This window comes from Staphylococcus sp. 231237_7MaSpsaltlick (genome assembly GCF_043107035.1).
Genome location: NZ_JBICNX010000008.1, coordinates 154,991 through 181,526 on the forward strand (window position 1 = coordinate 154,991; position 26,536 = coordinate 181,526).

A 26,536-nucleotide genomic window follows, 5' to 3' on the forward strand; every position below is an offset into this window, starting at 1 on the left:
ACTTTGTTTATTATAATGACCTTAACTAGAGAAACAATATGCAATATACATCGCATTGTCTATTTCTCAACAATGTGTTTAAAATTGTCTATTTACTTGGAGGTTTTTTATGGAAAATGATAGACGCGTTAGAAAAACAAAAGCAGCAATAAAGTCTGCATTTATTCAATTACTCACCGAAAAGGAATTAGAGAAAATTACTATCCAAGACATCACACAACGTGCAGATATTAATAGAGGTACCTTTTATTTACATTATGAAGATAAGTATTTACTGCTTTCGAGTTTAGAAGATGAATACACGTTCGATTTAACGAATGAAGTAAAACTTGATCAGTATATCAACAACAATTTACCACCTGAAGTTTTCGCTAAGGTTTTTACCGAACAAATTTTACTCAAAGTAGTCAATTATATTTATAACCATATTGAATTTTATAAAGCAATATTCAACCTCGATAGAAAAAGCCAACTCGAAGAAAAAATAGCAAATATAATGTATGGCAATATGCAAAAATTTTCTTCTATAGATAATAAAATTGCTGACGTTCCAATAGATTACTTTTTCAGCTACACATCAGGTGCAATGTTTGCATTTATAAAGCACTGGGTTAAAGATGATAACCGCATGCCACCTACTGAATTAGTCAATCACCTTTTCAAAATCATATTTAATGGCCCTTTAAGACTGATGGCTAAAGAGCAGAAAATTGTAGAATAACAATATTTAACTTGTAATCTATTTATTTGTCCGATAATATTAAAAAGTATTTTATTAGAAAGGATATACTAGGATTATGATTACAGCATATAAACACGCAGAAACTAGAGAGATAATCGAAACTTCATTAGACCATAATGCATCTTGGATCAATGTTGTCGATCCTTCAAGGGATGAAATAGAAAATTTAATGCACTTATATAATATACCTGAAGATTTTTTACGAGATCCTTTAGATTTAGAAGAGAGCGCTCGTGTAGAATATGATGATGAATCTAGATATTCACTAATCATTATCGATATCCCAATAGTCAATGACACAAACTTAAAAGTTTTGTCATTTATTACCATTCCATTGGGTATCATTATTGGTAATAAGAAGATAATGACTGTATGCAATGTCGAAAATGAATTCCTTGAAAACTTCAAACGACATAACATAAATCTTAACTTTCATAGTCGCTTTGCGCTTAATATATTATTAACCATTGCCAATCACTATAACAGAAATTTAAGACTATTAAATAAAACACGTTTACGTATCGAACGTGAACTTAAAAACAATGTAACAAATAAACAACTTTATAATTTAATGGAAGTTGAGAAAAGTTTAGTCTATTTCTTAGCAGCATTAAAAGGAAATGATGGCATTATTAAAAAGCTTTTCCGTCTACCTGCAATTAAGCGTTTTGATGAAGATGAAGAGTTAATAGAAGATTTAGTAATTGAAAATAATCAAGCCATTGAAACTACAGAATTATACACAGACATCTTAGAAAGTATTACCACATCATATGCATCACTACTTTCTAATGAAATGAACAACACGATGAAGACACTTACGTTATTTACAGTCTTTTTAACTTTGCCAACGCTCGTCTTTAGTTTCTTTGGTATGAATGTGCCCTTACCTCTCAATGAACATAGCTATGTCTCATGGCTTATCATTATTGGTATTTCTCTTATATTTGTATCTTGTGTTGGTGCCTTCTTATGGAGAAAGCAAAAGCTGTAACGTGTCGACAATGATTAACGCTACAGTTTAACTGTTACATTACGCTAATTTTTAATAACAATAAAGAAAACGTCAATTGCTAATTTAAATTCAATAGCAATTGACGTTTATTATTTAATACTTACTTTATATAAGCATTTTAATTTATTTTGAGTCTTGTTTATATGCATTTCTTTTCGATAGAATAAACGTTAAAGCAAATGTAATGACAAATGTAATAATCATCGCGATACCGTAATGTAGCCAACCACTATGTTGCCCACTTATAGAAATAAATCCTGGAATACCAGCTGTCCCTAAAGCAATCGCTTTAACTTTAAATAACGCGATATAAGCTGAACCAATACCTGAACCAACAATCGCTCCGATAAATGGATATTTCAACTTTAAATTAACCCCGAACATTGCAGGTTCAGTAATGCCAAGTAACGAAGAAATACCTGCTGCTGATGCTACACCTTTTAATTTCTTGTTTTCTTTAACAATAAAGAATGCTGCTAAAGCTGCTGCACCTTGGGAAATATTAGACATTGTTGCAATTGGGAAGATAAATGACCCTCCAGTCTTCGCACTATCAGCAATGAGTTGTGTCTCAATAGCGATAAAGCTGTGATGCATACCCGTAATAACAATTGGCGCATACAATAAACCAAAGATAAGTCCACCAATAGCACCCCCAAATTCATAAAGCCACGTCAATCCATCAGATAACCAATAACCCAATGTACGTGTAATTGGCCCTACAAATGAAAATGTTAAAAATGCTGTAACTAATATAGATAATAATGGTGTCAATAAATTATCTAGAACAGTAGGTACAACCTTTCTTAACCCTTTCTCTATCTTAGCTAAGATATATGTCGCAACTAACATTGGTAATACTTGCCCTTGATAACCGACTTGCTTCACTTCAAATCCAAAGATGTTCCAATGTGGAATCGTCTTTCCTTGTTCAAGTGCCTTTGGATAATCATATGCATTCATCAAGTCAGGATGCACTAAGATCATTCCTAATGCTGCACCTAGGAATGCATTTGCTCCGAAACGCTTTGCAGCACTAAAACCAATCAGTATGGGTAATAAAGTGAAAGGTGCATTCGCAAAGATATTTATCATATCTGCTAGACCTTTAAACTGATTATGTACATCAATTAATGACTGTTCATCATAAAATATACCTGGTGCCGTAAGTATATTATTAATCCCCATCAATAGACCACCTGCTACAATGGCAGGAATAATTGGCACAAATATATCTGATAACATTTTCACAAATCTTTGGAATGGATTTGCATTCTTAGAACCTTCAGCTTTAACTTCAGCCGTAGTCGAAGCCTCTTTCCCAGTTAATTTCTCCATTTCTGCAAAGACTTTATTTACCGTCCCTGAACCAATAATGATTTGGTATTGTCCACCTGTTGAGAATGTCCCTTTCACGACATCCATATCAGATAATACTTGCTCATTAACCTTGCTTTCATCCTTTAACACTAGTCTTAAACGCGTCGCACAGTGTGCCATCGCATCAATATTTTCTTCTCCACCTATAGCTGTCAAAATCTCTTCAGCAGATTTTTTATAGCTCATTGATAAGCCTCCTCGTAAAAATAGAACCGGTTCCAATTCCTGTTTGATGTTATTATTGTAATCGGTTTCAGATGAGAACGCAATAGCTTTTTTGTGACGCTTTATTAAGAATTTAGGGTTTTTCAGTAAATTCAAAGACCATTTAGTATTTTATCGCTATAATCAATGAAATTAAAAATTGCAAAATGACAGTCTTTAATGGCCTTTGGATGAATAATCACTGTATATTATAAGCGTTTATTTAATACACTCATTCAATAAAAAAATTTTTCTATAATTATTTTAACTTCACAATATTGTTACAATTTTATAATTAACACGCTTAAACTTTAAACATTTTGTTATATAATAATAACTATTAAGCGTTATACGATATATTTAAGCAGGAGTTGCAATATTATGAATAGTACGATTTATATACATAATTATTTAACAACTTGTCCTCAACGTTGTCTTGGGAAACTTAAACTTCTATTTTCTTTAAATCATAAACTGCAAATGAGATTGAATGGCAAAAATATTACATTAAACCAGGCACTTGTTTTAATAAATCATAATGATATTTATGAAATATTGCATGCAGAACATTTAATTGAAGTTAATATTCCTTTATGCCATTTCAATACGATAGACGATGCATTTTTTAATTATCATTACAACTACAAATTAATACAATCTGCAGATTATATTAAGCATTTCATATTAAACATAGTGGCTAAATTGAGTCATCAAGAACCAATTAAATATAGTAATTTAACTGAGTTGATAAGGCTATTAAATGATGAGGCAAGTGTAAATTCTGACACTCAATATTTACCGAAGATTACCACTGAGAGTGCATTATTAAACAGCATCACCAAATTTATAGATAGCAATGCGACCAACTCAATTTCTTCCAAAGATATTACGGCAGTATTCTATGTTACTGCACCTTATATTTCTATTCTATTTAAAAAATATTTAGGGATAAGCTTTAAACACTATGTGTCTAGTTTAAAAATAGGCCTTTCATTCAAACCATTATTCCAAAGTAATGAAGCGATACATACCATTTCCGAAGCACTTGGTTTTAATCATTATGCGAGTTATACACAACAATTCAAAAATTTCTTAGCTGATACACCAAATATGCTTAGAAAAAAATTCATGTTATCAAATCACTCCTCCATACAGTTAATTAATAAAGATGAAATGGACCTTACTTCTTATTTTGAACATTTACCATCTTTTACAGCAGCACATAATCAAACTGATCATATTGATTTAAATCATTTAATTTATAACGACAAAACGAAATTTCCAACAATATTTATTCATGTTGATGATTTAATTGAAGTTATGCAATCTAATTTAATAGCAAAGCTTAATTTCCATGATATTGCTGAAGTTTATTTGCTTATTAATAATATCGGCTACTTTAACCTTGAGCGGTTAAACTTACTAGCAATCATCGATTTTATTGATAGTTTATTTTTGCAGAATGTTCGTTTAGGATTGCGCATCAAAACATTTACTGAATACAAAATGATTGAGTCGATGATTATTCAAGTATTTAATTATAAACCTGAGTATTATCGACAGCGCTTTATGCGTTATTTCTTGCTATTACTTGATACTGAGCACCTTTCCTTAAAGGAAATACACGATATTTATATAAGCGCTCATAATTTAGAGGTAAAGGTTAAACTTGCAATAACAATTGAAGGCGCGATTAAACAGACTAAATCTATCACTAAGACCTTCGATTATCTATCACATTATGCCTATGATTATTATTTTATTGATATTGAATCTGATAACACTAGACAATGTCTGACAAAGTATTCAAGCGCATTTGACCAAACGATGACTTTTCTAGATTGTTTTAATAAAGTCATCGACATTACATCCATACATAAATCAAAATTTGTGTATGCTCATGTAAGTAAACATTGTTTCAAACTCTATGACGAACACGCACCACTTGCACTTTCTGATTTAATGTGTCACATGTTAATTATGATTAAACAAGGTTCAGGTGTGGGTTACAAATTAATCAAATCAGCTACGAGTGACTTGTCATTGATGAATAAACATTATATGTATGAGCCCTTGATGTACTTATATCAGTTTTTAAAGCCTTTTATAAATAAACCCTTAGCTTTAGAAAATAATTTATTAGCGGTCAAAGATAAATATTGCACACATTTACTATTATTCAACTCAACTGAACACACGATTTCACCGCAAATGCCGAAAAAGTTCACTTTTATTTATCCAGATATCACCACAATGTTGACTATATTTATACAAACTTTAAATCGTAATCATGGCTATATTGATTTTTCACTACCACCCACTTTAAACGCTATGGGTATTGATAAAAAATTATTGAATTATATAGAACAATCTAGCTATCCTAAATCCGAACTCAAGCAACTTGAATACAAAAATCAACCCATTGCTTTTGAACTACATCATAATGAAATTAAATATATCTGTATTAGTAGAAATTAAAGCTATAATTATTAGTACAACATTTTTACGATATAACTATTGATTAATATGTGAATAAAATAGAACTTTTCTTTAGTATCGATTGCATAAACAATACATTTTAGATATAACAGAGGAAAGAAACCAATAAAAAGGAGCTTTTATCTTGAAGAATAAAAAAGGATTTGCAATCATTTTAAGTGCAGCCATGATTATCGTCGCTGTCGTTTTAGTAATCATGATGATGTCTAGCGGTCAAAAGGAAACATATTATGGCTATATGAAAAATAGTACAACTGCTGAAAAGATTGTCAGCGAAAAAGATCACGAAGTAGAGGAAAATATCAAATTACCAGCGGAAGATGGTTTCTCGCCTAAACACGGTGATTTTGTTAAGTTAGTAAAATCCGAAGGTGACGATGCTTTTAGTGAGATGAAAGTAGTTAAGCATGATGATGTACCTCATGGACTTATGATGAAAATACATGATATGGGCGATATGAAAGGAATGTAATGTTTTAACTTTAAATCATTGATGATTCCTAAACATTGTCACAAAACAGTGTATAAAAAATTTAATTCACTATCAGGGAATCAATGTTGGTTAATTCATTTTGACATATAATCAGTTGCCTAATAGCCCTTAAATGACAATAACATTGCATTTAAGGGCTATTTTTTCATATTATTAAAGAAATAAATTGAGTCCTTAGTAACAATCAACTTTTTCAAACAATTATTTCTATTGGCATTAGCTTCCTGTTATGTACTATCAATAAAATTAGAGCCTTCATCTAAAAGACATATGTTGGCGAGACTCCTGAGGGAACAGGACGAGCTGAAGACTACAGGCTGAAGCTGGCCCCTAGGAAAGCGAGCCTATAATTTATAATATTGAACATAAAACAGTAGATAAGAAAAATGTGTATTTCATGATTTACATTCCAATAAAAATTTAACATTTGTATTTTAATATAAAACACTATTTTTTAAGCATTAAGCAGTATGTTGGCGAGACTCCTGAGGGAACAGGACGAGCTGAAGACTACAGGCTGAAGCTGGCCCCTAGGAAAGCGAGCCAACAATATTAAATAAAAATAGCTATGGAGAATTCTCCATAGCTAATCTAAATATGTTAATTCGTTAGTCTGTAAATTTTATGTTCTACAGACTAACTTTGTCAGAAATAAAAATTAAATTGATTTTAAATATGCTTGTCCTTTTTCCTTGTCATATACATTTTCCCATTTTGCAATAACAATTGTAGATAAAGCATTTCCCATTACATTTACACATGTACGCACCATATCTAATATACGGTCAATTCCAATTATTAAAGCCAATCCTTCTGCAGGTAAGCCCATTGACGTTAATGTAGTAATTAACACTACGATAGAGACACCTGGGACGCCAGCCATACCTTTTGATGCTACCATCAACGTAACCATCAACATTATTTGTTGCCCGATAGACATGTCGATACCATACATTTGCGCCACAAATAATGCTGCAATAGATTGATACAATGCAGAACCATCTAAATTAAATGTATAACCTATAGGTACTACAAATGATGTTACATCCTTAGGTGAACCAAATCTTTCCATTTTCTGCATAATAATAGGTAATACCGATTCTGAACTTGAAGTTGAAAATGCTAATATTAATTCATTTTTCAAGATCTTCATGATTGAAAAGATATTAACACCACACATTTTCGCGACAATACCTAACACAACCACTACAAAGAAAATCATAGACCCGATAACGACAAGCAATAATTTAAGTAATGGTAATAATGCCGCTGCCCCGAAAGTCATTATTGTCGTACATATAAAAGCAAAAACACCTAATGGTGCTAATTTAAGAATTTTATTAATCATCCAAAAAACTGCATCTAACGTGCCACTCAATACATCCTTTACAGGTTGTCCTTTTTCACCTATAACTGATAATCCAATACCAAAAAAGACTGCAAAAAAGATAATTGGTAATAAATCACCTTTGTTTAAGGCTTCGAAAAAATTTGTTGGAACAATATTTACAATCGTATCAATAAAATGATTACCATATGTAGAATGTTCAGCTGCTTTAGCTGACGATTCATAAGTTGATATGTCACCCTTTGGTAGTTTATCAGGATCTAACCCTATACCAGGTTTGAATATATTAGCAAATACAATCCCTAATCCAATTGCTACTGTTGTGATAATTTCAAAATACACAATTGTTTTAACTCCATAACGCCCTACCGTTTTAGATTCACCTACATTAGAAATAGATAAAGCTAAGGAACAGAAAACGACAGGTATTACGATCATTTTAATTAAATTCAAGAAGATGTCGCCAAATGGTTTAATATAATTAACGAGTTCTTCATGTCCGTAAAGTAGTAACCCAACGATTACACCTAAAACCAATGCGATAACAACCTGCATCGGTAAACTTATTTTTCTAAAAATTGCCATGATGTTTCTCCCCTTCTTCTGACAAAATAATTATAGCAAAATAAATATAAATTAGATATAAAATTTTTATGCTATAAAGTACAAATCACTATTTTATATAACTAATTACACCAAACTTATGTAAATAAGTAACATACCTTTAAATTGACCTTCTAGTACGATTTACATTGATTTAAATTTAAAGATAATCATTTAACGATAATCTTGCTTTATTGTTAAGGTCTCCCTGTTGAAACCAACTTCTCTTTTACCATTATATATATTTGAGTAACATATATAATGTAAGCGAAATCATACGCAGATAAAAAAAGCCAGTAGCTACCTTGTTAAAGATAACTACTGGCTCAGCGATAATGTATGATTAGAAATGATACCTATTCATTATTGTTTAGCTTATAGTGCTAATAACATTTATAATGATTAATTATTTTTTAGGCTTATAATCTTTCTCGAATTTATTATGTTTTGCATGCTTAATATTCTCTTTTGTTTCTGAATCAAAAGCTTGAACCACAATGCCTTTATAAGTAGCGATAGGTTGAACCACATAAGTTACATCTGGATCATCTTTAAATTTAACTTCTTTATAGTATAACCCTTTTTTAGCACTATAGAGTGTTTTTTCAGATTTAACTTGTTGCGTTAAATTTTGTTCTTTCAAATAGTGATCTACTAACTCTAAATTTTTATGACCTTGATAAGTTCTTAAGCCAAAGAAAAATGCAATTGCAATAATCAATGACACCACTAGAAGCCCAAAAATTTTAAAAAATGTCTTCATCTTAATTCTCCTTTAGTTCAACCAATTTCATTTAAAATAGCTTAGCGTTAAGCGTAATGTTTTAATGTATTTTATATATTATTATCTACAATGATAATAGTATGACTTATAATAATAAATTTATAAAGAGTAAAGGTATTTTTGTAACAAAATCTTCTTATATTAACTATATATGCAACTAGCAAATACATATCAAAAGCATACAATCATTTACTTTTGAACAAATGTGTTGTCGTAAACATTACGTTTTAAGTTATAATATTTATCGAAATCTAATAATTTTCAAACACTAAGTGGGCGCAACCATTCCTTGACAGCGCCTACACTTCATAATAAGGTTAACATTCAAAAGGGGTGATTAAATGAAGGAAAAAGATAGTAACCTAGAAAGACAACTTTGTTTTCTATTCTATGTTTCTTCAAAGGAAATAATTAAAAAATATACTTCATATTTAAAAGAATTTGATTTAACTTATACAGGTTATATCGTTCTACTCGCAATTGAAGTAGAAGACAAGATTAATATCAAAACACTTGGAGAACGTGTATTCTTAGATTCAGGTACACTAACACCTTTATTAAAAAAACTTGAGAAAAAAGGTTACGTAACAAGAACACGTGAACTTGATGATGAACGTAATTTACAAATTGCGTTAACTGAAAAAGGAATAAACGTAAAAGAGCCGTTATTAGGTATCTCTAAAAAAGTCTTTAGTGAATTTGATATGGACAAAGAAGAAGCTATCGACTTAAAGGAAACATTACAAAAATTTGTAAATAAACATTTTACAAAAGAAATTTAATATATACTTACGAGGTAGATTAAAAGTAGGAAGTTGCATTAACGTTGACGTTCTATATCTTTTAGTTGCCTCTTTTTTATATTTAACTTTATCTATCAGCGCTCAATTTATTTAATCAATGCCTTCTAGTCACCTACTACAATATCAATATAATAAAATTTTCAAACGTATAAGCCTTTGACTTTGACTTTCTTTGACTATAGTTTTATAATGTAATCATAAAGTTAAAGGAGAGGTGTTTTAGAGATGATTCAATATAGACAAACACGTCATTTACCAACTGATTTATTTGATAATATGCTACTTGGAAATTCAAATTTCAAAGTAAATGTTTATCAACAAAGTAATAACTATACAATTACCGCAGAACTCCCTGGTTTTAATAAAGAAGATATTAACATTGAATACGACAACAACATTTTAACAATATCAGCAGAGCGTTCTGACAATGAAGCGACTGAAAATGAACAACAGTACTTGATTCGTGAAAGAAATACTAAAAAACAAAGTAGACAATTTATTTTTAAACACATCGATACTACAAATATTAACGCCACAATGGAAGATGGTATGCTAATCGTTAACTTACCAATGAAACAAAGTAAAACACAAATTAACATTGATTAATATAATACTTTATACAAATTAAGGAGTGATTGCTCATGGCTTTTGAAAAGAAACCATTTAACAATTCAATTTTTGATGTAAACCCTAGCGACTTATTTAAAGATTTCGGCAAGCAAATATTTGATCAATTCCCAAATCAAGCACAAATCAAATCTGATGTTACAGAACTTGAAGATTATTACCTAATTGAAGCAGAATTACCAGGTATTAAAAAGGAAAATATCAGTTTAGCATTCGATAAAAACATTTTAACTATTGAAGCAAAACAAGCTCAATTGAATACCGATGAAGACTCAGCTGGCAAAATCATTCACCAAGAGCGCAGTTATAGCGATTTAAAACGACAATTTAACTTTGACAATGTCAATGAACAAGGTATTACTGCAGCGCATGATAACGGTATTTTACGTGTAACACTGCCAAAATTACCTGCTGAAGAAAATAAAGCAACACGCATTGAAATTAATTAACATTTAAATAGACAGTACTTTATAAGTAGCACTATAGTGAATTTGACGATGGTGTGAAGTGTAACGATATTCATTTAATATTCTTGATCTTATCCATCACTTGAACAGTGATTTAAATATATCAGCCTATCAAATAGACGTCCACAATGTAATTGCACTGTGGACGCCTATTTTTTATTATTTAAAAGTTAATTTATCACGTTTTACAATATGATACATAGTTATTATTGCGATCACACCAAATAATGCTAAGAATACAAATGCCAGATGGCTCGTACCAGTGATTGATGTAACGTAAGCAATGACAATAGGTGGGAAGAATCCACCTAAGCCTCCCATCATGGAAACAATACCATTCGCTGCACCAGACTCTTTGGCAAAGTAAAATGGCACTAATTTAAATACTAAACCATTCCCTAATCCAGCACATAGACTAATTAACAAACACCCTATTGTAAATAGAATAATATGTGCTGAAAAACTTAAGATTAATGCACCTATAATCATAAAAATAAAATCTATAATTAATAGGATAACTGCATTCCATTTATCACCTAATACGCCTCCCAAAGGTCGTAAAAATGTCGCCAAAGCAATAAATATACCTGATCTAATACCAGCATCAACACTTGAAATCTCAAAATTTTGAACCAGGTAATTTGGTAAAAACAAGCCAAATGCAACAAATGCTCCGAATGTAATAAAATACCAAAAGCTCATGTAATATAATTTCAAATCTTTAAATAAAATTTTAGATTGTTGTAGTAACGGAACTTTAATTTTTTGTTCATTGGCATCACCTAACAAGAACATTAATAATGCAAAAATTGCGATGATGACTAGATAACATCTCACTGTTGATTGCCAGCCAATTATACCGGCAATAGGAGGGGCTAAAAAAGAAGAAATGGCAGTTCCGATATTCCCCATACCATAAATTCCATTTGCTAATCCTACTTTAGCTCTTGGAAAATATTTAGGTACTGAAGTTACTCCCACAGAAAATACTGCGCCACCTACACCTAAAAAGAAACCTGCAACCATCAACATTATAGGTGATTGTGCATAACTTAAGAAGTAAATTGGAAACAATAAAATTATAAAGCTACTAAAGAATACCCATTTGGCCCCTATGATATTAGTTAAATAACCAAAAGGCACCCTTAAAACAGAACCTAGAATAACTGGAATAGCTAATATAATAGATAATTGACTTCCACTAATTTGTATATCCTCTTTAATAAACGGCATTAATGGCGCAATGATACTCCACGCCATAAATCCAGCCACTAAACTTAATGTCTGCAAGACCAATTGAAAACTACCCGTTGACTTTCGCATTCATATTCACCTTCATCCTTAACAATAATTTAAAGTCTAATTTCTAGTCAAAATGCTACACACAATTACTTGTTAGTCATGTATTGCTAATAACAAATCAACTCTCGTACTAGTGAGTAACCTAGTAGTATATCTTTAACTATAATTTTAGAATCTTTGTGAAAAAATGAACATAAGGAATTTCCCTTGAGTAAATATATAAATTCCCTATACGAATCAACCTGAGTATCACATTAATTTAGTAAGCAATATTAAAAGCCACACAACAATACAATTAACTACAATCATATTGTTATATGGCTTTCATAAGATTAAAACGTATCACTATTAAAAGTCTATTAACTTTTTCTTCATTGCATATTCAACTAATTCTGGTTTGGATTTTAAATTTAACTTTTGCATAATGTGCGTTTTATGCGCCTCCACTGTCTTTACAGATACGTATAACTTTTCAGCAATATCTTTATTTCCATATCCTTTGGCAATAAGTGGTAAGATTTCCAATTCTCGTTTTGATAATATTAAAAATGGATCCGTGCTATCTTTAATATCTTTATTTGAATGATTGACGAACTCTTTTACTAATGAAGTTGTTAATTTTGCATCAATATATGTTTCACCTTGATAAATCGTTCTCACCGCTAGTAATAACTGTTCATCTGGCGCATTTTTTAAGATATAACCTTTCGCGCCGTTTCTCAATACATGAAAGAGATATTCTTCATCATCATACATCGTTAATATGAGTATCTTAGTTTCAGGAAAACTGTCACTAATCTTACTCGTAGCTATTAAACCTGATTCTCCTGGTGGCATACTTAAATCCATGATGAGTACATCTGGTTTATGTTGCATTACTTTCTGATATGCTTCCACCCCATCTGCTGCTGTCCCCACAACTTCCATATCTTCCTGATAATTTAAAATCATAGAAAATCCAGTTCGTACTACGGCATGATCATCTGCAATTACAATTCTCAACTTAAAATCTCCTTATATACTTATAATGGAACTTCAACTGTTACACTTGTTCCCTTCCCAATATCTGTATCTATATTAACTTTCGCATTTATTAACTCCGCGCGTTCATTCATTCCATATAATCCTAAACCTGTGCCTTTAGGTTGTGCTGATTTGTCGAATCCCTTTCCTTTATCGACGACTTTAGCTACTAATCGCTCATCAGTGACCTCTATATCAACATCCACGAAATCAATTTCTGCATATTTTATAGCGTTAAACACAGCTTCTTGCACAATTCTATATATCACCGTTTCTATTTCATTATCAAAGCGTTGTGTTAATAAATTACAATGATAAATCACATGTATACCGTAATTTTCTTCGACTTGTTTAAAATATGATTTAAATGCTGCATCTAATCCTAAGTCGTCTAAAGAAGATGGACGCAATTCCACTGATAAATTCCGAATATCATCAATCAATTTGGTAACAAGTCCTTCTATCTTTGACGAATTGTGAATTAGGCTATCGACATCCTTTTGATATTTCATTAATCTCAATTCAATGTCCACATTCATCATTTCTTGAATGACGCTGTCGTGTAATTCTCGTGAAATACGCTTGCGTTCATTTTCTTGTGCATGTATTGTCTTTTGCATCATTTGTCTTTGATACATTTTATCGTGTCTTTCAATTTGTGGTGACACATTTTGTAATGTAAATGCTTTGACTCCTGTAGCTTCATCTATAGTTTGATACGTCGCTGTGAAAGGCTCAATAGTCCCATGTGTTGTTTTCATAAATACTTGAAAGCTAGAATTACCAATTTCCTTTGCTTCTAAAAAACAATTTACACATGATTGTAAATCATATTCATTCGTATAGCCGTCACAACGATTACAAATCGCATGTGTCATTCCTTGATAATCATTATCTTCTGCAATGATTTCCTTTGCTGCATCATTCTTTGCAATTACACTTCCAGAAGCATCAACAAAAACAATCATCTCGTTAGTGTGATTAAAATACTGAAATAATAACTGAGTTAATGAATCTTTATTTTTTGAAATCAACGTTATCACCTAATCTTCTTCTTTAAAGATTCCAAATTTATTAATTATAGAAATTTGATTATGTTGCAATGGTAAAGGTTTATTGTCACGTTGGCCTAACAACAATACGCCATAAACATAGTGCTCATACCATAATGGAATAGCTATCATAGCTGTCAGTGATTCACTCATAATAATTGGATACTTATGCTTTTCAAATATAATGTCATCATGGTTCACGTCTTCAATAATCATACGTTTACCTGTTTTCATGACTGTACCAGCCAATCCTTTACCTTTTCTTAGTACAATTAACTTATAACGATCATTTAAATTTCCGGAGACATAGTGCCATTTTATTGGTGAAACTTGCTTTTCATTTTCGTAAAATGCTAATCCCGCAAAATCAAAGTCCTCATCAATCCTTAACTTATCTAAAGCTGATTGATAATCTAAATGTTCATTTAATGTGACTAAATTCAAATTATTTCCTCCATTCACACTTTATGTTTACGGTAAACAATATAACTACGACTCGCATATGTGAAAGGAACACTCCATACATGTACCAGTCTAGTAAACGGCCAAAGTGCAAAGATCGCAAAGCCTAATAGAATATGCATTTTGAATGCAATAGGTACTTGTACCATCAAATCGGCATTAGGAGAGAATACAAATAAATTTCTAAACCAAATTGAAATTGTTTCTCTATAATCAAAAGTTGGCGTAACTGCATTAGTGACAATCGTTGCGTAACAGCCCATAAATACAATAAGTAATAAGAAAATGTTAACAATTATATCTAATGCAGAGCTTAACCTTCTAACGTTCTTAATAGAAAGTCGTCGTGCCGTTAATAGCAACATACCTATCAACGTTATTATACCAAATACACTGCCAATATACACTGCACCTATATGATATAAATGATCATTGACACCTAGTGCCTCTAACCAAGATGCTGGTATCACTAAACCGACAAAGTGACCCATAATAACAGGAACAATACCTAAATGAAATAAGATACTTCCCCATTTAAGTTGTTTTTTTTCAATAAATTCACTAGATTTTGCAGTCCAAGATAATTTATCAAATCTATAACGTGCAATATGTCCAATTATAAATGTAGCCATACAGATATAAGGTAAGATAACCCACAAAAATTGATTCAACATTTACTTCACCTCATTCATCTGTTCTAGTTCAATACAAGCCTTAAGCGTTTTACGTAACGAACGTATTAAATAATAGTATGGATTTTGCGATTCCGCTAATTGCTCAGAAATTGCAAACGTACCATCTTCTATAATCATGATGACAAATTCAATATTATCAATTGCCCGATCATCGTCATTCCAATTTGCAACAGATAAGAATTCAAGCATCAATGGAAGAAAATCCGATAACTCTTGATCTACCATCTTTAAACCAAACATTTCATATAATACTTTTAGTTTCGCTAGTAATTGACCACGTTCCTTTTGAGTATCAAATTTATTATAAGTCATATACAACGGTGCTTTTTTATTAAAATCAAACGTATCTGAATATAATTGTTGTACTTCAATGAGTGAATATTGTTCTATCTCTGCTTTGAAAGCTTTTAGTTCCTCATATGACGGCTGTGTTTCATCTACAATTTGTTTAAACGTTTCACTTTTAAACGTTTGTTTATTTGGAAAATCTAACAACTGTGCATGGTAACCAAGTAAGGTTTGATATTGTTCAAATAGCTTAAAGTTAATCACGGAATATTCCCCCATAAAACTGTTCATTATAGATTTCTTGACCTGATTTTCCAGATTCAACGGCTACTGGAACACCACAACCATCACAATTTGAACCGAAGTACTCTCCACCATACCCTTGACTACCTTGAGCACGATACGTATCCATATATGCTTCTTTATGTGATGTCGGAATTACAAATCTATCTTCATGTTTAGCAATAGCTAGCAAACGATACATATCTTTAGTTTGGCGTTCTGTTAAACCTAGTCTCGTTAACCTTGAATGATCAAAGTCTTTATTTGTAATTTCTGAACGCATATAACTTCTCATCATTGCCATTTTTTGCAAGGCAAGTTTAACAGGTTCAGTGTCGCCAGCAGTAAATAGGCTAGCTAAATATTGAATAGGTAAACGCATTTCTTCAATTGCAGGGAATATCATATCTGGATTTCTATTACCCGCTTGTGCCTGTTTACCTTCAAAGTAACTCATTATCGGACTCAGTGGTGGGCAATACCATACCATTGGCATTGTTCGATATTCAGGGTGCAATGGAAATGCTAATTTATATTCAATGGCTAATTTATAGACAGGTGAATTTTGTGCTGCTTCGATCCATTCCATTGAAAGACCATCTTTTTGGGCTTGTTCAATTACCGCTTCGTCATATGGATTTAAGAATAAATCCAATTGCTTTTCATATAGCTCCTGTTCATTCTCTGCACTAGCGGCCTCTTCAACTCTATCGGCATCATACAGTAGTACGCCTAAATAACGCATACGTCCTGTACATGTTTCAGAACATACAGTTGGTAAACCTGCCTCTATTCTTGGAAAACAGAATGTACATTTTTCAGCTTTATTTGTTTTCCAGTTGAAGTAAACCTTCTTATATGGACAACCTGTCATACAGTATCTCCAACCTCTACATTCCTCTTGGTCTACTAGCACAATGCCATCTTCATCTCGTTTATACATTGCGCCAGAAGGGCAAGATGCCACACAACTTGGGTTCAAGCAATGTTCACAAAGTCTAGGTAAATACATCATAAATGTTTCATCAAATTTAAACTTAATATCTTCTTCTATACGTTGAATATTGGGATCTTCTGGTCCTGTAACATGCCCACCAGCTAAATCATCTTCCCAGTTTGGCCCCCATTCTAAATCTAATTTATTGCCTGATAATAGTGAGTGTGCCTTAGCTACAGGTGAATGATTTCCTGCTTTTGCATTAGTAAGATGTTCATAATTGTATGTCCACGGCTCATAATAATCTTTAATAACTGGCATATCTGGATTATAAAATATTTTCCCTAATGCAATTTTTGACCATCTACTACCTGATTTTAATTCTAATTTCCCTTTTTTATTTAGGTACCATCCACCTTTGTATTGTTCCTGATCTTCCCAGCGTTTCGGATAGCCAATACCTGGTTTTGTTTCAACGTTGTTAAACCACATATATTCTGCACCAGGTCGATTGGTCCATGTACTTTTACAAGTAACGCTACACGTGTGACAACCAATACATTTATCTAAATTTAATACCATTGCAATTTGTGCTTTAATCTTCAAGCCAATCAACCTCCTTAAGTTTTCTTACTGCTACGTACACATCTCTTTGGTTTCCAATTGGTCCATAGTAGTTAAAGTGATAACTAATTTGAGCATAACCACCCACGAGTTGAGTTGGTTTAAGGTGAATACGTGTTGGCGCATTATGTGATCCACCTCTAGTGTCAGTAATATGTGAAGCGGGTGTTTCGATATGCTTATCTTGTGCATGATACATAAACATAGTACCTTTAGGCATTCTGTGAGAGACGACAGCTCTAGCAGTTACTACACCGTTTCTGTTATATACTTCTAGCCACTCATTATCGGCAATATGATGTGCCGCAGCATCTTCATTTGAAATCCAAACAGTAGGCCCACCTCTAAAGAGTGTCAGCATGTGTTGATTATCTTGATAAGTCGAATGGATATTCCATTTCCCATGTGGCGTTAAATAACGTAAGACTAACGTTTCTTTATCTGCGACTATTTGTTTATCATCATTACCAAATACTAAAGGTGGCAATGTTGGTTTATACACAGGTAAGCTTTCACCGAATTGTTGGAATATTTCATGATCAATATAATAACTTTGTCTACCTGTTAATGTTCTAAATGGTACAAGACGCTCAATATTTGTAGTAAATGGTGAATAACGTTGACCATTTTTATTTGAACCAGGAAATACTGCTGTTGGTATTACTTCTCTTGGTTGTGCTGTAATATTTAAGAATGAAATCTTTTCAGATGCTCTGTCACTTGAGATATCTTTTAAAGTCATACCAGTTTGTTGCTCTAAATCTTCATAAGATTTTTGTGATAATTTCCCATTTGTTGCAGAAGAAAGGTTGAGAACAACATCTGCTGCTCTTCTGGCAGTATCGATACGTGGCCGCTGGTGTTTCACAGATTCATGATCTGCTTCTTCCCAAGTTCCAACCAATCCTTTTAATTCATCATATTGTTCTTTTACAAAATAACTAACACCATGTGCACCGATTTTAGTGCTTTCTAACAATGGTCCAACTGTTACATATTTATCAAATATTTTTGTATAATCACGATCAACAACTTTAAATGCAGGCATTGTCTTTCCAGGTATTGCTTCTATTTCTCCTTTAGTCCAATCCTTAACAATACCGTTGACGTTCGCGATTTCTTGTTCTGAATCATGTGCAAGTGGTGCTGTTACAACATCTTTATAATTTCCTGGCATATATTTTTCAGCTGTTTCGGATACAGTTTTACTTAATAACTTAAAGATATCCCAATCTGAACGCGACTCCCACAACGGATCAATAGCTGGGTTAAATGGATGAACAAATGGATGCATGTCTGTTGATGAGATATCATGTTTTTCATACCAAGTTGCCGCTGGTAAAATAATGTCAGAATATAAAGGCGTTGATGTCATACGGAAATCTAAAGATACAAGTAAGTCTAACTTTCCTTCAGTATCTTCTCTCCATTTAATTTCTTCTGGTTTATCATTTTCATTTGGATTTGCTAATAATCCTGATTTTGTTCCTAATAAGTGTTTCATAAAATATTCTTGGCCCTTTGCAGAACTTGAAATTAAATTAGAGCGCCATAAGAATAATGTTTTAGGATGGTTCTGTTTAGCATCTGGATCTTCTATTGCAAATTTAGTTTTACGTGCTTTTACAGATTCAACAGCACGCTGTATGACTTGTTCGTTATTGAACTCTCCTGCTTCTTTCGCATCTTCACCAAAAGATAAACTATTTTTATCGAATTGAGGATAGGATGGTAACCATCCAGCTCTCGCTGCTAATACATTATAATCTGCTGGGTGCTTATGTTTAATGTGATCTGCTAATGGTGATTTCAAACTATCTACAGTTGATAATTCATATTTCCATTGGTCTGTAGCAAAATAGAACCAACTTGTTCCATTTTGTAATCGTGGAGGTGCTTGCCAATCTTTTGCAAAGGCAATTGTATTCCACCCTTCAATTGGTCTACATTTTTCTTGTCCTACATAGTGAGCCCAACCCCCACCATTTACACCTTGGCAACCACAAAGCAAGATTAAATTAATAATTGACCGATAAATCGTATCTGAATTAAACCAATGATTAATCCCTGCACCCATTATTATCATGGATTTACCTTCAGTATCGATGGCATTTTGTGCAAACTCACGGGCAACTCGTATAACTAAATCCTGTTTCACACCTGTAATTTGTTCTTGCCATGCTGGTGTGTAGTATGATGTTTTATCTTCATAACTATTGGCTTCTAACGAATGGTCAAAGCGTTTCACACCATATTGACTCGCCATTAGATCAAACACTGTAGTAATATATTTTTCTTCACCATTTTCCAAAGTAATCTTTTTGACGGGAATTGTTCTTTCAAAAATACCATTGCCATTATTATCGAAATAAGGAAATTGAATATCAACGTGTTCATGGTCTAACTCAGCAAATGATAACAATGGATTAATCGGTTGCCCTTGTTCATCTTCAAGCTTTAAGTTCCATGCCTTACCTTGTTCCCATCTTTGTCCAATAGTTCCATTTGGTACAGTTAAACGCTCACTATTACCATCAAAAATAACAGGTTTCCAATCACCATTCGTTGTTTTAGATGTAATATCATTTTCCCTTAAAAAACGTCCTGCTTTATATCCTTTATCATCTTTATCTAACATGATGACAAATGGCATATCTGTATATTGTTTTGAATAATTGATAAAGCGCTCATTAGGATTATCAATATAAAACTCTTGTAAAATAACATGTGTCATCGCTTGTGCTACTGCTGCATCCGTTCCAGGATTTGGAGATAACCAATTATCCGCAAATTTAACATTCTCAGCATAGTCTGGTGCTACTGATACAACCTTTGTTCCTTTGTAACGAACCTCAGTCATAAAATGAGCATCTGGAGTTCTAGTTAATGGCACATTTGATCCCCACATGATAATATATGACGCATTGTACCAATCACTTGATTCTGGTACATCTGTTTGCTCACCCCAAATTTGTGGTGATGCTGGTGGTAAATCTGCATACCAATCATAAAAACTTAGCATCTCTCCCCCAAGTAAACTAATGAATCGTGCTCCAGATGCGTAACTTAACATCGACATCGCAGGTATTGGTGTAAAGCCAGCAATTCTATCAGGACCATATTTTTTAATCGTATATATGATTTGTGCCGAAATCAGTTGTGATACATCTTTCCAATTTGTTCTAACTAAGCCACCTTTACCTCGTGCTTGTTTATAAATTTTGGCTTTTTCTTCATCTTCAACGATAGATGCCCACGCTGCAACAGTATTATCATGATGTTCCTTTAATGCTACAGTCCATAACTCCCAAAGCTTTCCTCTTATATATGGATATCGAACACGTAATGGACTATATTCATACCATGAAAATGATGCACCTCTCGGACACCCTCTTGGCTCAAATTCAGGCATGTCAGGACCACAACTAGGATAATCGATTTGTTGATTTTCCCAAGTAATAACCCCATTTTTAACAAAAACTTTCCACGAACAAGAACCAGTACAATTCACACCATGTGTGGTTCTCACAACTTTATCATGACTCCATCGCTCTCTATACATTTTCTCCCATTCACGACTTTTGCTCTCTAAGATTGACCAATTACCATTAAATTTTTCTGTTGGTTTAAAAAATTTAAGCCCAAACTTTTTCATTTTATACACCCTCTCACAAGTTCGTTCCTTTTAACTGAAATCACTTCGCTTATTAATATATTTCATAAACATTGTACATTTTTTCACAATATACAAAAATTAGGGATTTTCCTAAATGCATAGGAAAATCCCCTTATTATTTTATGACCATGTTAAATGGTTACAATTTAAGTCATTCTATTCTTCATAATTTTATTTTTTTCCATCTATTATTGTAAGATTTAAAAGAAAAGAAAGTGAAAGATATTTAATTGAATGATGTCCACTAATGTTCACGAAGTAAACCGCAGTAGTTGATTTATTGAGCATTAATAACCATTTTTGGTCAATCGTCTTAGATTTATACATAGTTATGTTTTTATGTGTATTTATTGTTACTTTACTGTTATTTTCAAATCAAAAGATTGTTTTAAATACGTTTCTATTAACGCCCTTTGTGATGGATGTAGTTGTTCTATATCATTAGGAAGTATCATACACCAGTCACCTTGCGCGTATAATTCAAAAGCCTTGTCAATCGCATGAGTACGTGTCCCTTGCACTAAATATTTTGTTCTATATTTGACCGTTAATCCTTCACCCATATTCAATTTACCAATAACATGTCCTATGATGATAAGCCCTGGTTTACTATTATTGGTGACATCCTTTAATTTATCTACAATATTTAATACTGTCCCTGTAACATATTGTTCCATTGGCCCTGTCACATCAAAGCATACAACAACTGGAAAATTAGTGTGTGTCTTGTTATAGATTTCTTTCATTATGCTATCAATATTTCTAATTCCCATATAAATCGCTAAGGTACCATAATTTAATAATCCATTGATATCGAAAGGTTTATCGGAATTATCTTTAAAATGCCCTGTAGTAAATGTCACACTCGTAGCTATATCACGTATTGTGAACCCTAAACCAAGATGTGCCATAGCTACAGTTGATGAAGTGATACCAGGTATAATGTCATAATCTATGTGCATCTTATTTAATATTTCTACTTCTTCGTACACTCTACCAAACACAGCAGGGTCTCCACCTTTAAGTCTCACAACTAGGTCATATTTCGATGCAGTTTCGATCAACAATTCATTAATTTCATCTTGTTTAACATGTTTACTATAAGGTAATTTCCCAACATCGATAATGGGAATTTCCGGTCTTGCCAACTGTAGTATAAATGGATTTACCAAGCGATCATATAAGATTACATCAGCCCTTTTTATTAACTGTTCTGCTTGTCTTGTAAGTAATGTAGGATCTCCAGGTCCTGCACCTATAAGATAAACTTTACCGTAATTGATTACAGGCATACATAGACATCCTCGTCGATGATTTCTACTTTATAAGATTCTACACATCCGGTATCAGGTTCTTGAACTATTCCTGTCGTCAAATCTACCTTTTGATCATGAAGTGGACAGTATACAAATTCACCACTAACTATACCTTCACTCAATGGTCCATTTTTGTGTGGACAAATATTATTGACCGCATAAACATTTCCACCCTCAGTTAAAAACAGACCGATTTCTTTATTCTCAACCAGTATTTTCTTACCGATCAATGGCTGTAACTCTTCCAAATGCGCTACTCTAATTTTTCTTTGTGCCATCTATTTATACCTCCTCAACTGCGAAGCGTGCGCTTTCTTTTTCCTGACTTGAAATTTGTTGCCAAGGTTCCGCTTGTACCACTTCTTTTGCTTCCATAATTCTCTGGAATAACTGTGTTTGTTGTGTTTCATTTAAAATGACATCTTTTACACGATCAAAACCAAGACGATTTAACCACGGTGCTGTACGCTCTGCATAAATACCTGTTTCTCTATAGTATTGCATCAATGCACCGCACAACTTTACGACTTCATCTTCGGTTTCAACCGTCGTTAAATACTGCCCTACCGTTACTTCAGTACCGCCATTACCACCGATATAGATTTGGAATCCATTTTCAACACCAATTACGCCAAAGTCTTTAACACCTGATTCGACACAACTCCTTGGACAACCTGAAACGCCCATTTTAAATTTATGTGGTGTGTCTATATATTCAAATGTGCTTTCTAAACGAATCGCTAACTTAGTTGTATCTTGTGTACCAAATCGACAAAAAGATTTACCTACACAACTCTTAACTGAACGCGTCTTTTTACCATAAGCTGAAGCCGAACGCATACCTAAATCATCCCAAATTTGTGGCAATAGTTCCTTCTTAACACCGTATAAACCTATACGCTGAGAACCTGTAACCTTTACTAAAGGAATCTGATATTTTTTAGCAACCGTACCTAATTGAATGAGTTGATCAGCATCTGTCACCCCACCACGCATTTGAGGTATCACTGAAAATGTACCATCATTTTGAATATTCGCATGATATCTTTCATTAGCAAATCTAGATGCCGTTTCATCTTCATGATCATGTGGATAGACCATATTTAAATAGTAATTAATTGCCGGTCTACATTTAGGACAACCACCTTTATCTTTAAATTGTAAAACATGTCGGACTTCTTTCGATGTTTTTAAACCTTTAGCTCTAATTTGAGTGACAATTTGGTCACGTGTTAAATCTGTACATGCACAAATACCAGCTGGTTTGGCAGCAACAAAATCATCACCTAACGTATGTTGCAGCAATTCGTTTATCTGTGACTTACATTTACCACATGAATTACCTGCTTTAGTTAACTTTGTTACTTCATCAACGCTTGTTAATCCTTCTTCCTTTATGGCTGTCACTATTTTCCCTTTTGACACGCCATTACATCCACAAATTGTACTGTCATCACTCAATGCTGCAACATTATTACTTTCAGTTTCAGTGCCTTTATGTAACATTGAAACTAAAGTATAGTCGTCGAGAGATTGATCTTGTTTCATCATATTAAAGAATCTTGGTCCATCGGCAACATCACCATAAAGTACTGCACCAACAAGCTTGCCTTCTCTTAAAAATACTTTTTTATAGTACATATTGACACTATCAAACATCTCAATACCTTTAGTTATATCATCCTCTTTAATATAGCCCGCACTGTATAAGTCACAGCCAGATACCTTTAAAGAAGTGAATGTTGTAGAGCCGTGATAACCTGTAGTTTCTCTATCAGTTAAATAATCTGCAAGCACCTGTCCTTGTTCATATAATGGGGCCACTAAACCATAGACTAGCCCATTATGTTCGGCACATTCACCAATTGCATAAATTGAATCATCACTCGTCTGTAAATAATCATTTACAACAATACCTCTATTGACTTCCAATCCACATTGCCGGGCAACTTCATTATATGGTCTTATTCCTACTGCCATAACCACAAGATCTGCTAATAACTTTGTTCCATCAGCTAATCTAATTCCAGTTACATCTGTGTCACCTATGATTTCTTCTGTACTTGCATTTAATTTAAACTTCATACCCTGTGCAATTAAATCATTTTGTAATAACATGCCTGCTTTTTTATCTAGTTGCATTTCCATCAACCAATCTGCGAGATGTATAACAGTAACTTCCATACCTTGGTCTAATAAACCTCTCGCACATTCTAAGCCCAATAATCCGCCACCTATGACAATCGCATGTTTCTTGGTTTTAGCAATTTCAATCATTTTTTCAGTATCTTCTAAAGTACGCCAACCAATTACACTAGGAAAGGTTGAGCCTGGTATAGGTAATGTAAATGCTTTAGAACCTGTTGCAAATATACAAATATCATATTCAAAAGTCAGACCACTTTGTGTCATCACTTGCTTTTGTAATTTATCCACTTCAGTAACCGGATCATCAATAACAAGATGTATGTCATGTGATTCATACCAGTCAAAGTCATTCATAATAATATCAGTTTGAGTCATCTTCTTTTGTAAAATATTAGATAACATTATACGGTTATAATTGGGATATGGCTCTTTGCCTATTATCGTAATTTCAAATTTTTGATCATCTCGTTCCAGTATCTCCTCAATTGTTCTGATACCCGCCATACCATTTCCTATCATTACTAATCTTTCTTTAGTCATTTTTATCCTCCTCATCACTACAATTTAGATATTCCTTTATCTCTGTCGTTAACGTCTTTACCTTGTGATAATCTTTACCTTCAGAAATAATCTGTACTGTCACATTATCGACTGTAAACTGTGAAACATTATAAAAGTCAGATTGTTCTTTATCGCTGACATTGTTTACCCATTGATCAATATGAGCATCTTTAGCAACTTGATTATTCACTTCCTTATCATCTGTAGCAGCAATTATTAAATTCGCATTTTTAATATCATTCGCGTCATAACATTTAGTAATTAACTTTAAGTTAGCATGTGTTATTGCAAAAAATTCCGGTAAAAATGTTTTGCTGATAATTGTAATAGCGTGCATGTCCTCCTTAAGTAATTGTTGTACTTTTCGATAGGCGACCCGTCCACCACCGATAATCACAACATGTTTCCCTGTTAAATTAACTTGCATAGCATACATTTGCTAACACCTCTAATTCGTTTATTCTATCTTTAATTACTTTTGCTAAATCAGGCACGAAGTTAATTGCTGAAGCAAATGTCACGTATTCAGCAAATGCTTGTTGCCTAATATTTTGTTTAGTCCTTTGAACTAAATAGCCATCTCTAAGAAATAATGGCACAATTAATGTTTGGGGATATTGCTTGAGCATTTTTTCTAAATGCTCTACATAATTACCTTCACCATAAAGCAATACAGTTTGAATAGGTATGCCAAACACATCGCACGACTGAGCTAAATGTTGCACTGCTTGTCGTGGTTCAGTGTATGTAGAACTGCCATGTGCTAACAATACGACTGATTGAACTTTGTCATTCTTTATTAACGTGTTAGCAATTTTATTTTTCACTATATTTGAGATAGTTTGATGTGTACCTAAAGGTTCAGCGATGATGTAATTCATTGGTGGATAATTTCTTTTTATATCTTTCAAAATATTAGGTATATCTTCAAAGTAATGTTTAGCAGGAAATAATAATATAGGAATAATATTAAAGTGCTTTATCCCTTTACTTATCAGTAATTCAACCACTTGCTTTAATGTTTGTGTATCGCCTTCTAGAAAGGCCAAGTGATACTTTAATTGAGCATCGTTAAATAATTGCTCAAAATTTTCTCTTACACTTTCATTAACACCTGGACGATTCATACCATGTAACACAAGTATATTTACCACCACATCTAACCCTCCTCTATACACTTGCATTGTAATATAATTTCGGCTATA

At 32.8% G+C, this 26,536-nt stretch carries 23 protein-coding genes; 7 read left to right on the top strand and 16 right to left on the bottom strand.

Annotated features, from left to right (window positions below; genetic code table 11):
- Positions 1–109 precede the first annotated feature (109 nt).
- Together ACF91D_RS16760 and ACF91D_RS16765 are read left to right on the top strand one after the other, a co-directional pair.
- Positions 110–721: a TetR/AcrR family transcriptional regulator gene (locus tag ACF91D_RS16760; RefSeq protein ID WP_107512727.1), complete on the top strand. Its 612-nt coding sequence runs from the start codon at positions 110–112 to the stop codon at positions 719–721.
- Between the two features lie 76 nt (positions 722–797).
- Entirely contained in the window at positions 798–1,736 is a 939-nt protein-coding gene (locus ACF91D_RS16765; RefSeq protein WP_107527712.1) for a magnesium transporter CorA family protein, read from the top strand.
- Between the two features lie 144 nt (positions 1,737–1,880).
- Here ACF91D_RS16765 and ACF91D_RS16770 read toward each other — a convergent pair whose 3' ends face one another.
- Complete coding sequence (locus ACF91D_RS16770; protein WP_107527713.1) at positions 1,881–3,323, bottom strand: sucrose-specific PTS transporter subunit IIBC; 1,443 nt, start codon at positions 3,321–3,323, stop codon at positions 1,881–1,883.
- Between the two features lie 399 nt (positions 3,324–3,722).
- On the opposite strand from ACF91D_RS16770, the gene rsp reads away from it, so the two are divergent.
- Positions 3,723–5,819 carry an AraC family transcriptional regulator Rsp gene (gene rsp / locus ACF91D_RS16775; protein WP_119624448.1) on the top strand — a complete coding sequence of 699 codons (2,097 nt, stop codon included), beginning with the start codon at positions 3,723–3,725 and terminating at the stop codon, positions 5,817–5,819.
- Positions 5,820–5,964: 145 nt separating this feature from the next.
- A complete protein-coding gene (locus ACF91D_RS16780; protein WP_107528120.1) occupies positions 5,965–6,312 on the top strand; it encodes a DUF4889 domain-containing protein in 348 nt (115 codons plus the stop codon).
- A 679-nt stretch (positions 6,313–6,991) separates the two neighbouring features.
- On the opposite strand, the gene ACF91D_RS16785 is transcribed toward ACF91D_RS16780, so the two are convergent.
- On the bottom strand, positions 6,992–8,266 hold the full coding sequence (locus ACF91D_RS16785) for a cation:dicarboxylate symporter family transporter (RefSeq protein WP_107528011.1): 1,275 nt from the start codon (positions 8,264–8,266) through the stop codon (positions 6,992–6,994).
- A 424-nt stretch (positions 8,267–8,690) separates the two neighbouring features.
- A complete protein-coding gene (locus ACF91D_RS16790) occupies positions 8,691–9,047 on the bottom strand; it encodes a DUF3139 domain-containing protein (RefSeq protein WP_042739287.1) in 357 nt (118 codons plus the stop codon).
- Positions 9,048–9,409: 362 nt separating this feature from the next.
- Here ACF91D_RS16790 and ACF91D_RS16795 point away from each other — a divergent pair, with 362 nt between their 5' ends.
- The 3 genes from ACF91D_RS16795 to ACF91D_RS16805 all read left to right on the top strand — a co-directional run bounded on the left by ACF91D_RS16795 (position 9,410) and on the right by ACF91D_RS16805 (position 10,947).
- Positions 9,410–9,850, top strand: coding sequence for a MarR family winged helix-turn-helix transcriptional regulator (locus ACF91D_RS16795; protein WP_042739286.1), 441 nt, complete (start codon positions 9,410–9,412; stop codon positions 9,848–9,850).
- A 246-nt stretch (positions 9,851–10,096) separates the two neighbouring features.
- Positions 10,097–10,477: an Hsp20/alpha crystallin family protein gene (locus ACF91D_RS16800; protein WP_042739285.1), complete on the top strand. Its 381-nt coding sequence runs from the start codon at positions 10,097–10,099 to the stop codon at positions 10,475–10,477.
- A gap of 35 nt (positions 10,478–10,512) precedes the next feature.
- The gene (locus ACF91D_RS16805; protein ID WP_107526754.1) at positions 10,513–10,947 is read left to right on the top strand and encodes an Hsp20/alpha crystallin family protein; all 435 of its coding nucleotides are present in this window, start codon (positions 10,513–10,515) and stop codon (positions 10,945–10,947) included.
- Positions 10,948–11,124: 177 nt separating this feature from the next.
- Here the strand turns inward: ACF91D_RS16805 and ACF91D_RS16810 are convergent, their stop codons facing one another.
- The 13 genes from ACF91D_RS16810 to ACF91D_RS16870 form a co-directional block, all read right to left on the bottom strand.
- Entirely contained in the window at positions 11,125–12,288 is a 1,164-nt protein-coding gene (locus ACF91D_RS16810) for a nitrate/nitrite transporter (protein WP_107526753.1), read from the bottom strand.
- 327 nt (positions 12,289–12,615) lie between these two features.
- Complete coding sequence (gene nreC / locus ACF91D_RS16815) at positions 12,616–13,269, bottom strand: nitrate respiration regulation response regulator NreC (protein ID WP_042739282.1); 654 nt, start codon at positions 13,267–13,269, stop codon at positions 12,616–12,618.
- Positions 13,270–13,289: 20 nt separating this feature from the next.
- Positions 13,290–14,324 (bottom strand): sensor histidine kinase, encoded by a 1,035-nt coding sequence (locus ACF91D_RS16820; RefSeq protein WP_232155403.1) that lies wholly within the window; start codon positions 14,322–14,324, stop codon positions 13,290–13,292.
- Between the two features lie 9 nt (positions 14,325–14,333).
- Positions 14,334–14,786 carry a nitrate respiration regulation accessory nitrate sensor NreA gene (gene nreA, locus ACF91D_RS16825; protein WP_042739281.1) on the bottom strand — a complete coding sequence of 151 codons (453 nt, stop codon included), beginning with the start codon at positions 14,784–14,786 and terminating at the stop codon, positions 14,334–14,336.
- A gap of 14 nt (positions 14,787–14,800) precedes the next feature.
- Positions 14,801–15,478, bottom strand: a complete 678-nt coding sequence (narI, locus tag ACF91D_RS16830; RefSeq protein WP_042739280.1) for a respiratory nitrate reductase subunit gamma — start codon at positions 15,476–15,478, stop codon at positions 14,801–14,803.
- A complete protein-coding gene (narJ, locus tag ACF91D_RS16835) occupies positions 15,479–16,051 on the bottom strand; it encodes a nitrate reductase molybdenum cofactor assembly chaperone (RefSeq protein ID WP_182475613.1) in 573 nt (190 codons plus the stop codon). It abuts the gene before it with no gap.
- Complete coding sequence (narH, locus tag ACF91D_RS16840) at positions 16,044–17,612, bottom strand: nitrate reductase subunit beta (RefSeq protein WP_107526751.1); 1,569 nt, start codon at positions 17,610–17,612, stop codon at positions 16,044–16,046. The genes narJ and narH overlap by 8 nt, the downstream gene beginning before the upstream one ends.
- Positions 17,602–21,285, bottom strand: a complete 3,684-nt coding sequence (locus ACF91D_RS16845; protein ID WP_107526750.1) for a nitrate reductase subunit alpha — start codon at positions 21,283–21,285, stop codon at positions 17,602–17,604. Before ACF91D_RS16845 ends, narH begins: the two co-directional genes overlap by 11 nt.
- 374 nt (positions 21,286–21,659) lie before the next feature.
- On the bottom strand, positions 21,660–22,598 hold the full coding sequence (gene cobA, locus ACF91D_RS16850; protein ID WP_107526749.1) for a uroporphyrinogen-III C-methyltransferase: 939 nt from the start codon (positions 22,596–22,598) through the stop codon (positions 21,660–21,662).
- Positions 22,589–22,900 (bottom strand): nitrite reductase small subunit NirD, encoded by a 312-nt coding sequence (nirD, locus tag ACF91D_RS16855; protein ID WP_107526748.1) that lies wholly within the window; start codon positions 22,898–22,900, stop codon positions 22,589–22,591. Before nirD ends, cobA begins: the two co-directional genes overlap by 10 nt.
- 4 nt (positions 22,901–22,904) lie before the next feature.
- Positions 22,905–25,310: a nitrite reductase large subunit NirB gene (nirB, locus tag ACF91D_RS16860; RefSeq protein ID WP_107526747.1), complete on the bottom strand. Its 2,406-nt coding sequence runs from the start codon at positions 25,308–25,310 to the stop codon at positions 22,905–22,907.
- Positions 25,303–25,767, bottom strand: a complete 465-nt coding sequence (locus ACF91D_RS16865) for a precorrin-2 dehydrogenase/sirohydrochlorin ferrochelatase family protein (RefSeq protein WP_107526746.1) — start codon at positions 25,765–25,767, stop codon at positions 25,303–25,305. The genes nirB and ACF91D_RS16865 overlap by 8 nt, the downstream gene beginning before the upstream one ends.
- The gene (locus tag ACF91D_RS16870) at positions 25,748–26,488 is read right to left on the bottom strand and encodes a sirohydrochlorin chelatase (protein WP_157946364.1); all 741 of its coding nucleotides are present in this window, start codon (positions 26,486–26,488) and stop codon (positions 25,748–25,750) included. The genes ACF91D_RS16865 and ACF91D_RS16870 overlap by 20 nt, the downstream gene beginning before the upstream one ends.
- Between the last annotated feature and the right edge of the window lie 48 nt (positions 26,489–26,536).

Excerpts from the sequence above, each read along its gene's own strand:
- ACF91D_RS16785 (WP_107528011.1), bottom strand. The coding sequence starts at position 8,266 with ATGGCAATTTTTAGAAAAATAAGTTTACCGATGCAGGTTGTTATCGCA.
- narI (WP_042739280.1), bottom strand. The coding sequence starts at position 15,478 with ATGTTGAATCAATTTTTGTGGGTTATCTTACCTTATATCTGTATGGCT.
- ACF91D_RS16790 (WP_042739287.1), bottom strand. The coding sequence starts at position 9,047 with ATGAAGACATTTTTTAAAATTTTTGGGCTTCTAGTGGTGTCATTGATT.
- ACF91D_RS16800 (WP_042739285.1), top strand. The coding sequence starts at position 10,097 with ATGATTCAATATAGACAAACACGTCATTTACCAACTGATTTATTTGAT.
- rsp (WP_119624448.1), top strand. The coding sequence starts at position 3,723 with ATGAATAGTACGATTTATATACATAATTATTTAACAACTTGTCCTCAA.
- ACF91D_RS16770 (WP_107527713.1), bottom strand. The coding sequence starts at position 3,323 with ATGAGCTATAAAAAATCTGCTGAAGAGATTTTGACAGCTATAGGTGGA.
- cobA (WP_107526749.1), bottom strand. The coding sequence starts at position 22,598 with ATGCCTGTAATCAATTACGGTAAAGTTTATCTTATAGGTGCAGGACCT.
- ACF91D_RS16810 (WP_107526753.1), bottom strand. The coding sequence starts at position 12,288 with ATGCGAAAGTCAACGGGTAGTTTTCAATTGGTCTTGCAGACATTAAGT.
- ACF91D_RS16845 (WP_107526750.1), bottom strand. The coding sequence starts at position 21,285 with ATGAAAAAGTTTGGGCTTAAATTTTTTAAACCAACAGAAAAATTTAAT.
- ACF91D_RS16795 (WP_042739286.1), top strand. The coding sequence starts at position 9,410 with ATGAAGGAAAAAGATAGTAACCTAGAAAGACAACTTTGTTTTCTATTC.
- ACF91D_RS16865 (WP_107526746.1), bottom strand. The coding sequence starts at position 25,767 with ATGTATGCTATGCAAGTTAATTTAACAGGGAAACATGTTGTGATTATC.
- ACF91D_RS16765 (WP_107527712.1), top strand. The coding sequence starts at position 798 with ATGATTACAGCATATAAACACGCAGAAACTAGAGAGATAATCGAAACT.
- nirB (WP_107526747.1), bottom strand. The coding sequence starts at position 25,310 with ATGACTAAAGAAAGATTAGTAATGATAGGAAATGGTATGGCGGGTATC.
- nirD (WP_107526748.1), bottom strand. The coding sequence starts at position 22,900 with ATGGCACAAAGAAAAATTAGAGTAGCGCATTTGGAAGAGTTACAGCCA.
- ACF91D_RS16805 (WP_107526754.1), top strand. The coding sequence starts at position 10,513 with ATGGCTTTTGAAAAGAAACCATTTAACAATTCAATTTTTGATGTAAAC.
- ACF91D_RS16760 (WP_107512727.1), top strand. The coding sequence starts at position 110 with ATGGAAAATGATAGACGCGTTAGAAAAACAAAAGCAGCAATAAAGTCT.